Source organism: Longimonas sp. (assembly GCF_040409695.1).
GTDB lineage: Bacteria > Bacteroidota > Rhodothermia > Rhodothermales > Salinibacteraceae > Longimonas.
The window spans coordinates 1-17,522 of the sequence record NZ_JARWGJ010000045.1 but is presented as its reverse complement, the minus strand read 5'-3'; the positions used below and the strand labels follow the sequence as shown (position 1 = coordinate 17,522).

Here is a 17,522-nt window from a genome sequence, read left to right as displayed (position 1 = left end):
TGGGGACCTCCATCGGAGTCCAATTTTCGCTGCAGCGACGCTTGCTCGCGCCTACAACCCCGAACAGGTTCTCAATACCACATCGGGGCAATGCGCTCCAGGGCGCGCTTGCTGACCTGGCGGTTCTGGGTTTCTACGGCGTCGCGGCGCTCGACCTGGAAGGAGCGCTCGTCATCGTGCAGGGTGGGCGTGAGCGTGCCTTCGGCCTTGTGAGACCACCGGTCGAGCCACGAGGTGGGCAGGTCGGTGGGTAGCGGAGCGTCGAGCAGGCGATGCGCAAGGAGCGCCCAGATGCGCACGGTGGCATCGGGCTGATAGCCGCCGCCAAGCGTGAAGAGCGCCCGCCCTTCGGTGTGCGATTCAGAGAGAGCAATCAGGCGCTGAAAGACGGTGTCGTACGCATGGGTGGTGAGCAACAGGTCGGCCAGGGGATCGCTGAAGTGCGCATCCGCGCCGCACTGCACTACCAGCACGTCAGGCGCATAGCGCTCAATGGCAAACGGCACCACCCGTTCGAACGTCTCCAGGTAGCTTTCGTCCTCGGTAAACGGCTCCAGGGGGATGTTCAGCGCACTGCCCTCCCCGGCGCCTCGCCCCATTTCGTGGATGTGCCCGGTGCCCGGAAAGAGGTAGCGTCCCGACTCGTGCAGGCTCAGCGTGAGAACGTCGGGATCGGTGGCATGCACGGCCTGCACGCCATCGCCGTGGTGCACGTCGATGTCGATGTAGGCTACGCGCATCCCTTCGCTGCGCAGCGCCTGAATGGCGATTGACAGGTCGTTGTAGACGCAGAAGCCCGAGGCTCTGCGCGGGTGAGCATGGTGCAGCCCGCCGCCCAGCTGAAGTACACGACCGGCAGTGCCGTTAGCAATTAAGCGGGCGCCATGCAGCGCCCCGCCACAGAGCGCACGGGCTGCGGCATCCATGCCGTCGAAGGTTGGCACGTCGGCGGTGTTAAGCCCGAAGTCGCGCACGGTGGCGGGCAGGTCGCCCGTGGAGCAGCGCTCGACCGCCTCCACAAACGCTTCGTCGTGGACGGTGCAGACCTCTTCGCGTGTAGCCGGGGGCGGTGCGGTGAACGACGCATCAATCGGAAGCGCCTCCAGCAGGCTACACAGCATGCGCTGCCGGTCGGGGCTAAACGGATGCTCGGGGCCAAAGAAGTAGTCGAGGTAGGTGTTGTCGAAGAGCAGGGGTGTGGGCATGCGCAGGGCGGGCTGGATGCGGGAGTGCGAGGACCGGGCAGGCAGCTAAAGCATCACGTACCCGCGGGCTTGTCGAGCGGCCAGCGAACGGCAAATCCCTCTTCACGCAGCGCCGCCGCGATCGGGCGGACGTTCATGGTGTCGACGCGCAAGATGACGTTCAGGTGCGACGCCGGCATTTCGTCCTCCGACGGCTCGTAGTAGCTAAGCACCGAGTGGATGTCGAGCCCCTCGTCGGCCACGCGTGCGGTGAGCGCGGCCAGCTGTCCGGGCTTGTCGGGCAGAGCCACTGCCAGGCGACTGCCCGGCTTTTCGAGGCCAGTCAGGCGGAGCACGGCGTCGAGCAGGTCGGTGCCGGTAATGATGCCCACGAGTGCATCGCCCTCCACAACAGGTAGGGCCCCGATGCGCTCGGTGCGAAGCGTACGGGCGGCTTCCTCGACCGGGTCGCGGGGCCCGGCGGTGATTGGGGGCTTAGACATTACCGTGTACACGGCATCGTTGCGAGCAACCGGCTTGTCGGTGAGGGCACTGGTGGCGTACCGGATATCGCGATCGGTGAGTATGCCAACCAGTGTATCTTTTGCATCCATAACCGGCAGGTGCCGGATGCTGTGCTCATGCATCTGGTCGAAAGCAGCGCTAATGGAGTCCGTGGCCTGAATGGTGACCACCGGATGGTGCATGATGTCTTGAATGAGCATAGCCGAGGCGGGAAAGGTACAGGAGCAAAACGTTGGCGGATGAACCTACTGTCATTACACCAACATTATACCAAACGACAGGGATAGGACGCAATAGAGACGTGAACTACAGATATGAACTGTGCCGGGCATTCAGAATGTGCCACGGGGGCTGTAGAAGAGTAGAAGAATAGAGGGCTTCTTACGCCAACGCAAGCTCCATCGAGAGGTCGAGTGCCGTAACCGAGTGCGTGAGCGCGCCGGAGGAGATGGCATCAACGCTGGTGGCGGCGATGGGGGCCACGGTGTCGAGGGTGACGTTGCCAGAGGCTTCGGTGCGGCACCGGCCGTCTACGCGGTCGATGGCGGTCTGGAGCATCGACACATCGACCGTGCCATCGCTCATGACGCGGGTCATGTTGTCGAGCAGCAGGATGTCGGCGCCGCCATGGGCGAGGGCCGCGTCGAGCTCGTCGAGGGTGCGCACTTCCAGTTCGATGCCAAGGTTCAGGCTGTGGGCATCGCGGTAGGCGTGGGCGGCGTCGAGCGCTTCGGCAACGCCGCCTGCTGCGGCGATGTGGTTGTCTTTGATCAGAAACAGGTCGTGCAGCCCGATGCGGTGGTTCGTGCCCCCGCCCAGGCGCACCGCCCACTTGTCGAGCGCGCGCAGTCCAGGAGCCGTCTTGCGGGTGTCGAGGATGTCGGGCACGTGCGGGCGGGCGGCTTCGACCATGCGGTGGGTGGCGGTGGCGATGCCGCTCATGCGCTGCATCACGTTGAGCGCAAGACGCTCGGCGGTAAGAAGTGCAGCGGCGGGGCCGCGCAGCGTGCCCACAACGGCGCCGGGGGCAACGCGATCGCCATCGGAGACGCGCCAGTGGGGCGACACGTCGGAGCCGCTCTGCCGGAAGATGCGTGCCGCCACGTAGAGGCCGGCCACGGTGCCGGGGGCTTTGGCCTGCAGGGTGGCCTGAGCGGTAGCGCCTGCCGGCACAGTAGCAGCCGTGGTTACGTCGCCCGAGCCCACGTCTTCGCGCAGGGCACGTGCAATGAGGTCGTCGAGGTCGGTGTCGGAGAGGTACGGGGGGAGCGTCGACATCCGAACGGAGGCAGGTGAGGGCAGAAGCAGGCAAACAGAGATTTACGTGGGCAAGACCGATGCGAATGCGCGGTGTACGCGATCAGGCAGCCGAATGGGGCGTCGTGTGTCCGCATCCATAAAACAAAGATCGGTATGCCCGGATGCGATGCGGCGGTCGTCATCAGAGCGTTTAACGACGTAGTCGATGGGGACGCGTACGGTGGGCATCTGGCCGAAATGGGCCTCGATGGCGAGCAGGTCGTCGTAGTAGGCCGGTGCGTGGTACTGCACCGACACGTTGATGACGGGCATGATGATGCCATCGTCTTCGAGCGTGCGGTAGGCGAGGCCCAGGTCGCGCATGGCTTCGGTGCGCGCCATCTCGAAGTAGTCAACGTAGTGCGTGTGGTAGACCACGCTCATGGGGTCGCACTCGCGGTATCGAACGCGATGGGTGTGGGTGTATACGTGCGCGACGTCGTCCATGGCAGCAGGGGCGTAGCGGCAGGAGCACAGCAGAGCGCGAAATCAGGCGGGATGCACGGGCATTACGCAGCGTCGGTCGGCATGGGCGATGCCTGCGGGGTGCGCTGGTCGTAGGCGCCGATGCGGTCGAGCCGGGCCAGGCGCTGGTCGAGCAGGGCATCGGTCGGGATGTTTTCGAGGGTGTTGAGAGCGGCGCCAATAGCGTTGCCGACCGCGTTGAAGGTGGCTTCGGTGTTGCGATGCGCACCGCCAACAGGCTCGGGCACGATCTCGTCGATCACGTTCACGTCGATCAGGTCGGTAGCCGTGAGCTTGAGGGCGCGGGCGGCGTCCTCCTTGTAGTCCCACGAGCGCCACAGGATCTGCGAGCAGCTCTCGGGGGCGATAACCGAGTACCAGGCGTTTTCGAGCATGAGCACGCGGTCGCCCACGCCGAGCCCGAGAGCGCCGCCTGAAGCCCCTTCGCCGATGATCACAACGATGATTGGAACGGGCAGGCGGGCCATCTCAAAGAGGTTGCGTGCAATGGCTTCGGCCTGGCCTCGCTTCTCGGCTTCGAGTCCCGGATAGGCGCCGGGCGTGTCGAGCAGCGTAACGACCGGCTTGTTGAACTTGGCCGCCAGCTTCATGAGGCGTTCCGCCTTGCGATAGCCCTCGGGGTTGGGCATCCCAAAGCGGCGGAACTTGCGCTCTTTGGTATCGCGTCCCTTCTGGTGGCCAATGACCATCACCGTGCGGTCGCGGTGCCCATACTGCGCGCCCTGAAACTGCGCAAACCCGCCCACGATGGCGCGGTCGTCTCCAAAGCGCCGGTCGCCATGCAGCTCCACGAAGTCCTCGGTAAGCGCTTTGATGTGGTCGAGCGTATACGGACGGTGCGGGTGCCGCGCAATCTGCACCCGCTGCCAGCGCGTCAGGTTGCGGTAGATCGAAACCCGAAGCTGCTCTACGCGCTCCTCCAGGGCTTCGATTTCGGCAGTGAGGTCTTCAGCGTGGTCGCGGTTGAGCGTCCGCATCTCACCGAGCTTCTGCTCCAGCTCGTGCAGCGGTTTCTCAAAATCAAGGAGGTACGTGTCGTCGGCCATGGTCCGGCGGGTTTATCAGCAACAACGAATGCAAGGGTTTAACATGCAGGTTGCGTATGTAAAAGGCAATGCACAGGAGGGGTTCGCGTAACAGATTGGCTACGTTCACATATGATTTGGCTATATTTTGGCGGATGCGCGGGCTTATCTCCGCAGAAGCCGTCGCCTCATGCATCTACCGCCCCTGCCTGCTCGTAGGAGCGATGCTCGTTTTGCGAAGGGTCTCCACAGAAAACGAGAGCCTTTCGCGCGTGTAGCCATTCGCTTCATGGTGGCCCAACATGTGCCCACATGTATACAGATGCATGGTCAATGTGGCCAATACCGTGTGGCCGACGCTCTCGCAATTGGCTTGCGTTTGAGAGATTCTCAGAAGCGCCCGCTGTCTTTGTCCGTTTTCTTTGTTCGTTTTCTTCATCTGTTTCTTCTGCCCCTTCTGCTTGCATGCCCACGTTCTCACTGCTCCAGGACGTTCGTCCTACCCTTAAGCTTGCCGCGCCCGTCGTTGCAGCGCAGATGGCGCTGGCGTCGCTCGGGTTCGTCGATACTGTAATGGTGGGCCGTCTCGGATCCGAAGCCCTGGCGGCGGTAGCCCTGGGCAACTCCGTGTTCTTCTTCCTCTTTATCGTGACCTCGGGCGTGCTGCAGGCGGTCAACCCGATGGTGGCACAAGCCTATGGAGCAGGCGACCGAACGCCCATCGTGCGCAGCGTGCGGCAGGCCCTCTGGCTGGGTACGGTGCTGGGCGTGCTGGCGATGGGTGTGCTGTGGTTTATTGAGCCGGTGCTGCTGTGGGCCGGACAGGAACCTGCAACGGTGACGGCAGCCGTTGCTTACCTGCGGGCTATGCTGTGGGGGCTCGTACCGGCGCTGTGGTTTGTCGGGATGCGCGGGTTCGTAGAGGCGCTGGGGCATCCGCTACCGGTAACGGTCATTGCTGCTGTTGGGGTGGGCGTAAACGTTGTGGCCAACGGATTCCTGATGTACGGCTGGGGCCCCGTGCCGGCTCTTGGCATCGTGGGCACCGGCTGGGCCAGCGTGATCGTGTTCTGGGCGATCTTTGCTATGCTTGCACTCTTCGTCTACCGCGTGCCCCCGTTTGCCGACTACGAAATCTTTGCTGCTCTGCGTACGCCCGACCCCGCCTACTTTATGGAGCTGCTGCGCATCGGGGGGCCGATCGGCATTGCGCGGGGCGTAGAGGCGGGCCTGTTCACAATCACGGCACTCATGGCCGGACTGCTGGGGGCCGAGGTGCTTGCGGCGCATCAGATCGCCCTGCAGTGTGCTTCGCTTGCGTTTATGGTGCCGCTCGGCATTGGGATTGCCGGGTCGGTGCGCGTGGGGCAGGCGGCCGGACGTGACGATGCGGCCGGAGCCCGGCGGGCTGGCTTCACCGCAATGGGCTGCGCCACCGCGACCATGATGGGGTCGGCACTGCTGTTCTGGATCTTCCCCGATGCGATCGTCTCCTTCTTTATCGACCCAGCCGCTCCCGAAAACCAGGCCGTTGCCCCGCTGGCGGCATCGCTGCTGCTTATTGCAGCGGTCTTTCAGGTGTTCGACGGCGTGCAAGTAGCCGCGGGAAGCGCTCTGCACGGACTCAAGGACACCCGCATCCCGATGGTGATTGCTTTTCTTACGTACTGGGGTATCGGACTAACCAGCGGATACTTGTTTGGTGTTGTGGGGGATGCGGGGGCCCATGGGCTCTGGTGGGGACTCGTGCTCGGACTGGTTGCGGCTTCGATCTGGCTTACGCTTCGCTTCCATCAGAATGTGGAGCACGCTGTTGAAACGCGCGACATCACGGCCTCTTCAACACCGCATGCATGAGTCGGCTGCTCCATCTGTGGGTGTTTCGAACCCAGAATTGCGCGAAACGTCTGTGCAGGCTGCTTTGGAGAACCCTTAGCCATCTCACAATAGGGTGTTTACTTATTGGCACCGCTTCCATACCTTGCCCCCTGTACTAAGTAGGAGCCAATTACGTCGCCGTTGCCTGCCTTCGACGTGCGTTTCCCTTCACGTGTCTTTCGCACCTGGTCTTGTGGTCTTCCAGCTACCCTATGCCATATCAGCTTACCATACATCCCGCCGATGCCTCGCCTACTTCGGCATCCACGTCATTGCTTTTTGACCAGCAGACGGTTACGATAGGGCGGGCAAAAAGTAATGACGTGGTGGTGCTCGACCCGAAAGTGAGCAAGGAGCATGCAACGATCGAGCTGGCTGCAACCGGCCATCACGTAATACGCGATCGCAAGAGCAAAAACGCCACGTTCATCGATGAGAAGCGCGTTGCGCCTCCGACCCCTACGCTTCTGGTCCCCAACGCTGAAATCCAGGTAGGCGATACGGTCATTACATATACGCCCCTGGTGCCAGCCACCGCTGAACGTACCCGTGGAGCGCCCCGCGCTGAAGGCGATGCAGAAAGCAGGTCGTGGCATGAGCAAGCCGGCGCGCTGGCCGATCGTCTTATTGCATTGGCCCGCGAGGTTAACGCTGAAGCGGGGGCGAACGGCGAAAGCACCGAACGTGCGACCCTGGCGGGTGTGGTAGATCATCTGCGTACACGTCCAGCAGCGTGGGCGGCGCTCCAACGAATCGTGGCTTCGAGTCCATCGCTCGCCGGTCGTCGTGAGGAGAGAGAGGGACGGCCCCGGGGCGATCGGCCGGAGGAGGCCATGTTGGGCGGAGAGGGTTCTGAACGGGAAGCTGGGCAAGAGCCTGAGCAAGACGCGTGGGGCGCGTTGCCATCGATTATGGACGACGTGCTTTCGCTTCCGTCTGTGCTCTGGGAGCATCTCGATACGCCGCCCCCTGTGCAGGATAACATCTTCCTGCGCGCATCCACGCCCGATGGGGTGCGCAGCGCGCTGGAAGAGCGTAGGGAGCACGGGGGCGATGAGCTATTCATGCAGCTATGCCGCGCGTTGCAATACGTGGTTGTACACCACTATGCGCTGCTGCACGGGTACCAGGATAGCATCGAAGAAGGGGGGCAGGCGCTGCTGCGACGGATCAGTCCGCGCGAATCCGTTCCGAATCCAGGCAAAACGGGGGTCTTCATGCGCGTATTTGGGGGCAAAGACAGCGATGTGGGATGGGAGCGGCTGGAGCGACAGTGGCGCAAGCTCTACCATAGCGACTGGGGGCATGTAGAGCAAAAGCTGTTTCGACCTGCTTTTCTGAGCACGTACCAGGCGCATATGCAGGCCCCCCGGGATGCGCTAACGTCGCCGTTGTGCCGCGATAAAGATAAAAAGACTGATGAACAAGAAAACGCGTCCTAACCAGCAGGGGCGAATAGCAGGTACGCTTCCGCGCAGGCGTCCTGCAGAGAAGGAGAAAGACGAGAAACAAAGTATACTTGTAACGCATTTGTTTAGAACATCATTTTAACACTCACTCGCAGTTTACCGTGAAGCCTTTCCGAAATCAGGTTAAGTTTGGTGGAAAGTCTTGCAGAGCGGTGGCGTTCGGAGAAGCTACGATGTATGTTACGTATCCGTTTGACGCGAACGCTACGTATCCTTTGAGCAACTTTCCCTGAAAGGCATATCGCGTTACAGTCAAACCTCATACGTTAAAGGAGTCGGGCCTATCACATTGTGCGATTGCATTTGCATTGTACGATTGCATTGTAGATGTGCACGATCTCCTACGGCGCTCCGGTAGTCCCTTGCATATACCGTAGTTATGGCACAGATATTTCCAAAACAAGCAAACGCACTCCCGCTGTTGTCTCTCGGGGCATCGGTTTTTGGGTTTGTCGTCGTGGTATTTCTCGTGTGGTATTACTTCTCGCCTGAGTTTACGGATGTCGGGTATCGCCCTGAGCAGCCCGTAGAGTTCAGCCATGAGTTTCATGCTGGTCAGCTCGAAATGGACTGCCGGTATTGTCACAACTGGGTCGAGGAAGCCTCGCACTCTAACGTGCCAGCCACGCAAACCTGCATGAACTGCCACAATCAGATCAAGACAGACTCGCCGCAGCTTCAGACGGTGCGTGATAGCTGGGAGAACGACGTCCCGATTCAGTGGGTGAAGGTGCACCATCTTCCAGACTATGCACACTTTAGCCATGCTTCGCACGTGAAAGCAGGGGTGGGCTGTGAGACGTGCCATGGTCGTATTGACCAGATGGAAGTAGTTGCGCAGACAGAGCCGCTCTCTATGGGCTGGTGTCTGGAGTGCCACCGGCAGCCTGAGCTCTACCTGCGCCCTACCGAGGAGGTGACGACCATGGGCTACGTGCAGCCAGCTGACTTTGTGGACCGCAACCTTGAGAAGGTGCGCCGCGAAGGGATTCAGCCGCCTACAAACTGCTCGGCCTGTCACTACTAAACCGGCTGGCACCCTCGAACTGGCAAGCTGTAGGCCGCTGTGCCCATAACGGATCCGCCGGTAGCGGAGCTGTCCGATAACTGAGGCGCCTCTTACGCGCTTTGCCACTTTTCTTTACGAACGGTTTTACCCCATCGATTTCCATGATCGAGCTTGACGTCTTAAACGATCATTCGGCGAAGTCTCGCGATGAAGAGTCGGGTCCCCATTTTTGGCGGAGTCCGGTACAGATGGATGCGCCCACGGGCTCCAACTCGGGCGATGAGTTTCGCGATGGCATGAGTTCGCCCCCCGACGGCGCCTCGCGCCGGCAGTTTCTCCAGCTTATGGGGGCTGCTATGGCCATGGGCGGATTGACCGCGTGCCGCCGCCCGGTCGAGAAGATTCTTCCCTATGCACGAAAGCCTGAGGAGGTGATCCCGGGCGTTCCGAACGAATATGCCAGCGCGATGCCGTTCCGTGGGATCGTGCGGCCGCTTCTCGTAAAAAGTAGCGACGGGCGCCCCACAAAGGTCGACGGCAACCCCGATCATCCGTACAGTCAGGGGGCCACGAGTCCGTACGAAATTGCGTCGGTGCTCAACCTGTATGACCCCGACCGTTCGCGCCGCGTGCTTGAGGATGGGAGCAACGCATCATGGAGCGATTTCATGAGCTTCTGTCGTTCGCTCGGCGACCGGGCGGATACGCAGTCTGTTGCCGTCATGGCGCCGCCTACGTCGTCGCCAACCATGCAGGCGATGCGAGAGCGCATGGAGAGCCGTTTCCCCAACCTGCAGTGGGTAACATACGCTGCTGAAGGCGACGATGCCGTTGCCCAGGGCATGCAGTTGGCGTTTGGCCAACCGCTGCGTCCTGAGTACGACTTCGGAGCCGCCGATGTCATTCTCAGCCTGGATGCTGACTTTCTTGATGGCACCGCGCCCAACTTCCTCCACAACAGCCAGTCGTTTGCGGAGCATCGTCGCGTAGAAGACCCGAGCGACGATATGAGCCGTCTGTATGCGGTCGAGAGTGCATATAGCATCACCGGCGGCATGGCCGACAACCGCCTGCGAATGCAAGCGCGCCGAATCCCTCATTTTGCGACGGCGCTGGCTGCAGAGCTTGGCGTGAATGTAGCCCCCACAGGCAGCCTTACAGCGAACGAGCAGCGCTACGTTCAAGAAATTGCGCGCGACCTGCAGGAAGCGGGTCCGCAGAGCGTTGTGGTGGCCGGCGAGACGCAGTCGCCCGAGATCCACGCGCTCGCTATGGCCATTAACGAGCAGCTCGGTAGCCTTGGCGAAACCGTTTCGTTCTTCGACACAGAGGACGAAGCCCCCACGCTACAGAGCGAAGCGCTCGACGCGCTGGTGGCAGACATGAATAACCGCGACATCGATACGCTCATTATGCTGGGCGTGAACCCGATGTACAACGCTCCGGCTTCGCTTGGCTTTGCGGAAGCGGCAGAGCGTGTGGGTACAGTTGTGCATGCTGGACTGCATGTCGACGAAACAGCGCGTGCTGCCGACTGGCACGTGCCACAGGCCCACTACCTCGAAGCCTGGAGCGATGGGCGTAGCTACGACGGCACGCTTTCCATCATCCAGCCGCTCATCGATCCGCTCTACGAAGATGCACACTCCCTTCTCGAGATTGTAAATGCGCTCGCAACGGGTACCGACGCCGCCGGGTACGACCTGGTGCGCGACGTGTGGCGTGGGCGCGTAGAAAGCGACTTTGAGCGCACGTGGCGCCGGGCACTGCACGACGGGTATCTGGCAGATAGCCAGTACGCTTCGGTGGTTCCAGCAGATGTGTCGCTCCCCGAGTCTGTCGATACCTATAGCGAAGACGGCTACGAGGTCGTCTTCCGCCTCGACCCCACTTTGTTGGATGGGCGCTTCTCGAACAACGCGTGGATGCAGGAGCTGCCCGACCCGACAACAAAAATTGTGTGGGACAACGTGGCGCTCATGAGCCCGGCGACTGCCGAAGACCTCGACGTAGAGGTCACGTACGACGCCGGTGTGTTTCGCGCCGATCGTATTGCGATTGAAGCCAACGGCGCATCGGTTACGATCCCTATTTGGATTCAGCCCGGTTTTCCCGATGGCTCCATAGGAGTTACACTGGGGTATGGTCGTTCGCTCTCTACGCGCCGCTCGAAGCGCCGCACCCCGTTCTGGAATACCGACGAGTACACCGATATTTATGGCGATGGCCCACTGGCCGGAGGCGTAAACGAAGACGGCACGCCCTACACGCCGGTTGGAACCAACGTATCACCAATTCGAAGCAACAATGGCCGCGTTGCTTCGGGCGCCACAGTTACAAAGGTGGACTCCGGCTATAAGATTGTGTCGACTCAGGAGCATGGCTCCATGGAAGGGCGCCCGATTGCGCGCTGGTCGACGCTTGAAGAGCATCGCAACGACCCTGAGCGCATCCGCGAGATGGGCGAGCCGGTGCCCGGCTACCGCGAAGACTCCTACGAAGAATACCCCGAGCTGTGGGCAGACAACCACCCGTCTGAGCAGCCCGAGATGAAGGACAACTGGTACTATGATAACCAGTGGGGCATGGTCGTCGACCTCAACACCTGCACCGGCTGTAATGCCTGCGTCATTGCCTGCACAAGCGAAAACAACGTGCAGGTAGTTGGCAAAGAAGAAGTGGGCAACGGCCGCCACATGTACTGGATGCGCATGGATCGCTACTATGTGAGTGAGGATGCGAATGACGAGAGTCCAGAGATGGTTATGCAGCCGGTAACCTGTCAGCACTGCGAGAATGCGCCGTGCGAGGCTGTATGTCCGGTGGCAGCAACGGTTCACTCGCCGGATGGCACAAACCAGATGGTCTATAACCGTTGCATCGGCACGCGCTACTGCTCAAACAACTGTCCGTACAAGGTGCGTCGCTTCAACTACTACAACTGGGTAGGTACGCTGCCTACGCAGGTGCAGATGGCGCAGAACCCGCGTGTAACGGTTCGTTCGCGTGGCGTGATGGAGAAGTGCACCTTCTGCATCCACCGCGTGCGGTCTACGCAGCGCCAGGCGCGCAACGAAGATCGTCCGATGCAGACCGACGAGGTCCAGACGGCGTGCCAGCAGGCCTGCCCAACCAACGCAATTACCTTCGGCGATCTGAATGATCCCGAAAGCGAGCTCGTGCAGAAGCGCGACAACAGCCGACGCTACGAAATGCTCGACTACCTGAATGTAAAACCGCGCCTCTCCTATCTGGGGCGCGTCCGGAATCCAAACCCGCGACTGGCAGATGCAGACGCACCTGCCGAAACGGCGTAACCTCCGGCCTCCACGCTCACCCTGTCGAATCAAGCGTAGAAATCCGTGGACAAGCGTACCGAACATAGTGAGGGGCCTGCCGAAGGCAGCGAGAATTTTCACGAGCGGCCCCGGCTCGTAAAGGGCGGTCTCTCCTTCAGCGATGTGACCGAGCTGGTTTCGTACCATGCCGAGCGGAAAACGCCGACGGCCTGGTACGCTGCCTTTGCCGTGGCTTCAACCGGAGCCATGATGCTGATCGCCATGCTGGCCTATCAGGTCTATAACGGCGTCGGCGTCTGGGGCAACAACCAGCCTATTGCCTGGGGGTGGCCCATTGTGAACTTTGTCTTCTGGGTCGGTATTGGGCACGCCGGAACGCTTATTTCGGCGATCCTCTTTCTCTTCCGACAGCAGTGGCGTACCTCAATCAACCGCGCTGCGGAGGCGATGACGATCTTCGCGGTGATGTGTGCGCTCATCTTTCCGACGTTCCACGTCGGTCGCGTATGGGCTATCTACTGGACGCTGCCCATCCCTAATCAGATGGAGATGTGGCCGCAGTTCAAGAGTCCACTGCTGTGGGATGTGTTCGCTGTGTCGAGCTACTTTCTCGTATCGCTGGTCTTCTGGTACGTAGGAATGGTGCCCGACCTGGCCACCTTCCGCGACCGCGCGAAAGGGTTCTTCCGCAAGCGTATCCTTGGCTTCCTGTCGCTTGGATGGACGGGGGCAAACCGCCACTGGCGCAACTATGAGAAAGCATATTTGCTGCTTGCCGGTCTCGCTACACCGCTCGTGCTGTCGGTACACTCCGTTGTCTCGTTTGACTTCGCTGTGTCGATTCTACCAGGGTGGCATACTACGATCTTCCCGCCCTACTTTGTAGCAGGGGCTATCTTCTCCGGGTTTGCAATGGTAGTAACCTTGCTCGTCATTGCTCGAAAGATCTACAGCCTGGAAAATCTGATTACACTCGACCACCTCGAAAAGATGAACATCATCATCTTGGTGACGGGTACGATTGTTGGGTTTGCTTACATCACGGAGTTCTTCATTGCCTGGTACTCGCAGCTTGAGTACGAACAGTACGCATTTTTGAACCGTGCCTTCGGGCCCTATGCGTGGGCATACTGGATCATGATGACGTGTAACCTGATCTCACCCCAGCTCTTCTGGTTCAAGAAGCTGCGCCGGTCTATCCCGGTCATGTTTGGGCTCTCTATCCTTGTGAATATCGGGATGTGGTTCGAGCGCTTCGTGATTACGATTACGTCGCTTCACCGCGATTTCCTGCCGAGCTCGTGGGGCTACTACACACCCACAATGATTGACGTCCTCACCTTTGTAGGAACCTTCGGGCTGTTCTTCACGCTCTTCCTGCTGTTCCTCCGCTTCATCCCGATCGTAGCTATGGCTGAGGTCAAGACGGCAATGCCCGAGTCAGACCCACACTACTACGACGCCGAAGGCGATGGACACGCCCCGGCTGCGCAGGACGACACGCCGTACATCAAGCCTTCGCAAGGCTATCGTAACTACCGTGGCGGTAAGCAAAACGGAGACGATACGCCCGATGACGGTACAACAAACGGCGGCACCTAAAGCAGAACGGCTCCGTGCTCTGCTCTACTGATGAACTGAACACCCTCTTACCATGACACTGATCCAGGAAATCAAGGCCTCAATGGGCATCTACGATGGTGCCGAAGAGGGTCCATACGGAATGCTCGCCGAATTTCCAAACCCTGGCGTGCTTCTGCATGCTGCTGAGGCGACGCGTGAGGCTGGGTATCGGCAGTTCGATACGCACAGCCCGTTCCCTATCCACGGCATGGACGACGCTATGGGGCTCGGGAACTCCAAAGTGGGCTACTTTACGTTTGTGGGCGGACTCACCGGATGCGCAGGCGGCTACCTTATGATGTGGTGGATGAGCGCTGTTGACTATCCGCTCAACATCAGCGGAAAGCCCTTCTTTTCGTTGGAGCCCTCTGTGCCCATTATGTTTGAGCTGACTATTGTGGTAGCTGCTGTAGCTACCGTAGGAGCCATGTTGGCACTGAATGGCCTGCCACGCCCGTACAACCCCTTGTTCTATTCAGAGCGCTTCAGCAAGGTGACCGACGACCGCTTCTTCCTGCACATTGCCGCAAGCGATGAGCAGTTTGATGAAGAGGAGACCGCAGCCCTGCTGCGTGATCTCGGAGCTGAATACATTGAAATCATATATGATGACGAGGCTGTCGAGGCGTAAGACAACGCTGGCGCCCTCGCCCTCCTTCATGGCTGACCCTAACCTGCACAGTCGTATGCGTACCCTCCTTCTTTCCTTAGCTGCCCTTGCGCTCATCCTTACGGGATGCCGGGGTATGGAATCGGATAAGCCGCCGATTCACCCGAACCTGGACATGGACTACCAGGAGCGTTTTAATGCGCAAGAGGCGAATCCTTTCTTTGCTGATAATGCCGCGATGCGGAAGCCTGTGCCCGGAACGGTGGCCCGCGGGTTCCTGCGCGAAAACTCTGTCCTCTACACCGGTCGCGATGAGGAAGGCACATTCGTTGAAACGACTCCAGTAAATGTGACGCGGGCGCTTCTCGAGCGAGGTAAAGAGCGCTACGAGATCTACTGCTCGGTATGTCATGGCATTGCGGGTGATGGTCAGGGCATCATCATGACGGGTGATTACGGGTATACGCCCGCCCCCACTTTTCATAGCGACCGTCTTCGCGATGAAGAGCCCGATGGCTACATGTATGATGTCGTGGCGAATGGCGTGCGCAGCATGCCTGGCTATGCGCAACAGATTGCTGTAAAAGATCGCTGGGCAATCGTCTCGTACATGCGTGCCCTGCAGCGTAGCCAAGATGCGCGCGAAGGCGACTTGAGCGAGAGCGCCTTGCAGCAGATTGCTGCTGGACGAAGTGCGAACATCAACGTCGACTAACTCGCACTACTGTGTCTCGCTTCACGCTCACCCCATAGATCGCGGCCCCTCCGTCGAACCCCAGACCGCTACGTTATGTCAGACCCTGAATCGCGCTCATCCTCTTTGCTCACGTGGCTCATTGATCCGCTGCGTTCTACCTCCGAATCGGCCCCTCCCGAGTTTCAGTTTACGGGAGACCGACGCGTTTGGCTGGCTCCAGCCGCAATTGGGCTGGTGCTACTTGCGATCAGTGCCCTTGGGTGGCTGGTCAATCCCGAGCAGTTCTACGTTTCGTACCTGGCTGGTTGGACGTTCTGCTTCACGATCAGCATCGGTGCGCTTTTCTTCCTCTACTTCAACCATCTCACAAAGGCAGGGTGGAGCATTGTCGTAAACCGAATCAATGAGTCATTGCTATGGGCTTTCCCAATGCTGGCGATCTTGTTCATCCCTATCCTCTTTGGGATGGAGGAGCTCTACAATTGGGCACAGCCTGAGCGCTTTATCGAAGGGCATCCAAACTATGACGAAATCATTGCAGGTAAGGAGGCCTACCTGAACATGACGTTCTGGTCGATCCGGATGGTCTCCTACTTCTTGCTCCTGTCGCTGCTGTCGTACAAGCTGTACGCAACTTCTGTCAAGCAAGACGTGACCGGCGACGCCAGCCTGGTCAAAGATCTCCGCTTTACAAGCGCATGGGGGCTGCCGCTAACAGCTGTAATCACCGCCTTTGCAAGCTACGACATCCTGATGTCGATGGATGCGCACTGGTACTCCACCATATTCGGCGTTTATATCTTTGCAGGGGGGATGCTGGCTTTCCTCGCACTCACGATCATTACGGCGACGAGCTTGCAGCGCAGCGGTATGCTCAAGGATGTAATCACGCCAGAGCACTATCATGACCTTGGGAAATATCTTTTCGGGTTCACTGTCTTCTGGGCGTATATTGCATACAGCCAGTACCTGCTAATCTGGTATGCGGGCATTCCGGAAGTGACGATATTCTATCGCATCCGGCTGGAATACGGATGGGAGTGGCACAGCGCGATGCTTCTGCTTATGCACTTCGTCATCCCCTTCTTGATTTTGCTTCCGCGCATCACAAAGCGCATTCCTGTATTGCTTGGCATCATGGCCGTATGGCTCTTCGGGATGCACTGGTTTGACCTGCACTGGCTGAGTGTGCCTTACGTAAACGATGCAGGGGGCTTCCACTGGCTTGACTTTACAACCTGGCTGGGGCTGCTTGGGCTCTTCCTGGCTGCTGCCCTCTACCGGCTTAGCCGTCACGCACTTGTGCCTCACAAGCACCCTTACTTGCGCGAGTCGATGCATTTTGAAAACGTGTAGCCTGGAAGGGGGCAAATAGGTGGCTGCCCCGATTCAAGCCAGCTACTTTGTTTTTATCTTCGTGTTTGCTTTCGACCTTGTAGTAAATAATGCCGTATCAGATAATCCTGATATGCTGAAAAGCCCCCTTATTATACAATGAGTACTCAACCTTCATCCGGCGCCCCTGTGCTTATTACGCCCCGCGAAGCAGCGGTTGTGGATGGAAATAACGTTCGTTTCGAATGGGATGCAGAAGGTGAAGCCGATGGATACATTCTCCAGGTAGCTGAGTCTGCACGATTTGACGCCATTGTTCTGGAAGAAGAAACCGGCACCCATACGGCAGTCCGGGTCGCAGACTTTTTTCCTACCAACGAAGAGACGTTCTTTTGGCGTATCCTCACTATTGAAGGCGATACGATAACAACCGGAGATCGTGTAGAGAGCTTCGTAGCGGCTGACGCGGAAACTGCCCGTGCATACGGGGGGCTTCCCGAAAAAGAGGAAGATATGGGCCCAGCTGTAGAGCTGGTGCGCTCCGCAAAAGAAGAGATTCCCCAACGCGTTGTGTCACCCGAAGCGCAGTTTGAGCGTGAGCGCGAAGTGGGGGTTGCAGAAGAAGGCATTGCTGCTGGACAGATTGCAGGCATCGCTGTAGCGATCATTGTCGTGATTACTATTGCTGTGTTTGTTCTTTTCGCCTGGACAAACGTAGAGCAGCAGCAGGCCCGGCAAGCAGCAGTGGCAACACAGTCGTCTGTGGCTGAACAGACAAACGTGGAAGGCCGCCGCCAGATCTCAAGATATGAGGTGATCGACGAAGAAGAAGGACGGTATCGCATCCCGATAGACCGGGCTATCGACATTGTTGTTGAGGAACATACTCAGGAGCAAAATGATGAGGATGGATCGTAAACCCGGTAGCTGTGTGTAGCTATCCGGAATTCAATGGCCGCATCGCTTGCTCGGGCCAACTCGGTGCCACGTGCTGAGTAAACAGATCCTCCCACTTCGCTACAGAGGCGCTCCGACGTCCAAGGTCGTCTGTCAATGCTTTGTTGCTCTTTGTTGCTCTTTGTT

14 protein-coding genes are annotated in these 17,522 nt (G+C 59.3%); 9 read left to right on the top strand and 5 right to left on the bottom strand.

Features of this window, described 5'->3' with window-relative positions:
* Positions 1-71: 71 nt before the first annotated feature.
* The 5 genes from PPP56_RS02500 to PPP56_RS02480 all read right to left on the bottom strand — a co-directional run bounded on the left by PPP56_RS02500 (position 72) and on the right by PPP56_RS02480 (position 4,540).
* A complete protein-coding gene (locus tag PPP56_RS02500) occupies positions 72-1,205 on the bottom strand; it encodes an acetoin utilization protein AcuC (protein ID WP_353562455.1) in 1,134 nt (377 codons plus the stop codon).
* A gap of 53 nt (positions 1,206-1,258) precedes the next feature.
* Complete coding sequence (locus tag PPP56_RS02495; RefSeq protein ID WP_353562454.1) at positions 1,259-1,909, bottom strand: CBS and ACT domain-containing protein; 651 nt, start codon at positions 1,907-1,909, stop codon at positions 1,259-1,261.
* A 181-nt stretch (positions 1,910-2,090) separates the two neighbouring features.
* The gene (gene nadC / locus PPP56_RS02490; RefSeq protein WP_353562452.1) at positions 2,091-2,987 is read right to left on the bottom strand and encodes a carboxylating nicotinate-nucleotide diphosphorylase; all 897 of its coding nucleotides are present in this window, start codon (positions 2,985-2,987) and stop codon (positions 2,091-2,093) included.
* A 42-nt stretch (positions 2,988-3,029) separates the two neighbouring features.
* On the bottom strand, positions 3,030-3,455 hold the full coding sequence (locus PPP56_RS02485; RefSeq protein WP_353562451.1) for an acyl-CoA thioesterase: 426 nt from the start codon (positions 3,453-3,455) through the stop codon (positions 3,030-3,032).
* 62 nt (positions 3,456-3,517) lie between these two features.
* Positions 3,518-4,540: an acetyl-CoA carboxylase carboxyltransferase subunit alpha gene (locus tag PPP56_RS02480; protein ID WP_353562449.1), complete on the bottom strand. Its 1,023-nt coding sequence runs from the start codon at positions 4,538-4,540 to the stop codon at positions 3,518-3,520.
* 444 nt (positions 4,541-4,984) lie between these two features.
* Between PPP56_RS02480 and PPP56_RS02475 the strand changes: the two genes are divergently transcribed.
* The 9 genes from PPP56_RS02475 (at position 4,985) to PPP56_RS02435 (ending at position 17,357) form a co-directional block, all read left to right on the top strand.
* A complete protein-coding gene (locus PPP56_RS02475; protein ID WP_353562448.1) occupies positions 4,985-6,376 on the top strand; it encodes an MATE family efflux transporter in 1,392 nt (463 codons plus the stop codon).
* 233 nt (positions 6,377-6,609) lie between these two features.
* Positions 6,610-7,839: an FHA domain-containing protein gene (locus PPP56_RS02470; RefSeq protein WP_353562447.1), complete on the top strand. Its 1,230-nt coding sequence runs from the start codon at positions 6,610-6,612 to the stop codon at positions 7,837-7,839.
* 406 nt (positions 7,840-8,245) lie between these two features.
* On the top strand, positions 8,246-8,893 hold the full coding sequence (locus tag PPP56_RS02465; protein ID WP_353562446.1) for a cytochrome c3 family protein: 648 nt from the start codon (positions 8,246-8,248) through the stop codon (positions 8,891-8,893).
* A 143-nt stretch (positions 8,894-9,036) separates the two neighbouring features.
* Positions 9,037-12,192: a 4Fe-4S dicluster domain-containing protein gene (locus tag PPP56_RS02460; protein WP_353562445.1), complete on the top strand. Its 3,156-nt coding sequence runs from the start codon at positions 9,037-9,039 to the stop codon at positions 12,190-12,192.
* 144 nt (positions 12,193-12,336) lie between these two features.
* Positions 12,337-13,776, top strand: coding sequence for an NrfD/PsrC family molybdoenzyme membrane anchor subunit (nrfD, locus tag PPP56_RS02455; RefSeq protein ID WP_502912541.1), 1,440 nt, complete (start codon positions 12,337-12,339; stop codon positions 13,774-13,776).
* Positions 13,777-13,828: 52 nt separating this feature from the next.
* The gene (locus tag PPP56_RS02450; protein WP_353562443.1) at positions 13,829-14,428 is read left to right on the top strand and encodes a DUF3341 domain-containing protein; all 600 of its coding nucleotides are present in this window, start codon (positions 13,829-13,831) and stop codon (positions 14,426-14,428) included.
* Positions 14,429-14,483: 55 nt separating this feature from the next.
* Positions 14,484-15,122 (top strand): c-type cytochrome, encoded by a 639-nt coding sequence (locus PPP56_RS02445; protein ID WP_353562442.1) that lies wholly within the window; start codon positions 14,484-14,486, stop codon positions 15,120-15,122.
* A 75-nt stretch (positions 15,123-15,197) separates the two neighbouring features.
* Positions 15,198-16,460: a hypothetical protein gene (locus PPP56_RS02440; protein ID WP_353562440.1), complete on the top strand. Its 1,263-nt coding sequence runs from the start codon at positions 15,198-15,200 to the stop codon at positions 16,458-16,460.
* Between the two features lie 138 nt (positions 16,461-16,598).
* Positions 16,599-17,357 (top strand): hypothetical protein, encoded by a 759-nt coding sequence (locus PPP56_RS02435; RefSeq protein ID WP_353562438.1) that lies wholly within the window; start codon positions 16,599-16,601, stop codon positions 17,355-17,357.
* The last annotated feature ends 165 nt before the right edge of the window (positions 17,358-17,522 follow it).

Excerpts from the sequence above, each read along its gene's own strand:
- PPP56_RS02435 (WP_353562438.1), top strand. The coding sequence starts at position 16,599 with ATGAGTACTCAACCTTCATCCGGCGCCCCTGTGCTTATTACGCCCCGC.
- nadC (WP_353562452.1), bottom strand. The coding sequence starts at position 2,987 with ATGTCGACGCTCCCCCCGTACCTCTCCGACACCGACCTCGACGACCTC.
- PPP56_RS02440 (WP_353562440.1), top strand. The coding sequence starts at position 15,198 with ATGTCAGACCCTGAATCGCGCTCATCCTCTTTGCTCACGTGGCTCATT.
- PPP56_RS02475 (WP_353562448.1), top strand. The coding sequence starts at position 4,985 with ATGCCCACGTTCTCACTGCTCCAGGACGTTCGTCCTACCCTTAAGCTT.
- PPP56_RS02500 (WP_353562455.1), bottom strand. The coding sequence starts at position 1,205 with ATGCCCACACCCCTGCTCTTCGACAACACCTACCTCGACTACTTCTTT.
- PPP56_RS02480 (WP_353562449.1), bottom strand. The coding sequence starts at position 4,540 with ATGGCCGACGACACGTACCTCCTTGATTTTGAGAAACCGCTGCACGAG.
- PPP56_RS02485 (WP_353562451.1), bottom strand. The coding sequence starts at position 3,455 with ATGGACGACGTCGCGCACGTATACACCCACACCCATCGCGTTCGATAC.
- PPP56_RS02460 (WP_353562445.1), top strand. The coding sequence starts at position 9,037 with ATGATCGAGCTTGACGTCTTAAACGATCATTCGGCGAAGTCTCGCGAT.
- PPP56_RS02470 (WP_353562447.1), top strand. The coding sequence starts at position 6,610 with ATGCCATATCAGCTTACCATACATCCCGCCGATGCCTCGCCTACTTCG.
- PPP56_RS02465 (WP_353562446.1), top strand. The coding sequence starts at position 8,246 with ATGGCACAGATATTTCCAAAACAAGCAAACGCACTCCCGCTGTTGTCT.
- PPP56_RS02495 (WP_353562454.1), bottom strand. The coding sequence starts at position 1,909 with ATGCTCATTCAAGACATCATGCACCATCCGGTGGTCACCATTCAGGCC.
- PPP56_RS02445 (WP_353562442.1), top strand. The coding sequence starts at position 14,484 with ATGCGTACCCTCCTTCTTTCCTTAGCTGCCCTTGCGCTCATCCTTACG.
- PPP56_RS02450 (WP_353562443.1), top strand. The coding sequence starts at position 13,829 with ATGACACTGATCCAGGAAATCAAGGCCTCAATGGGCATCTACGATGGT.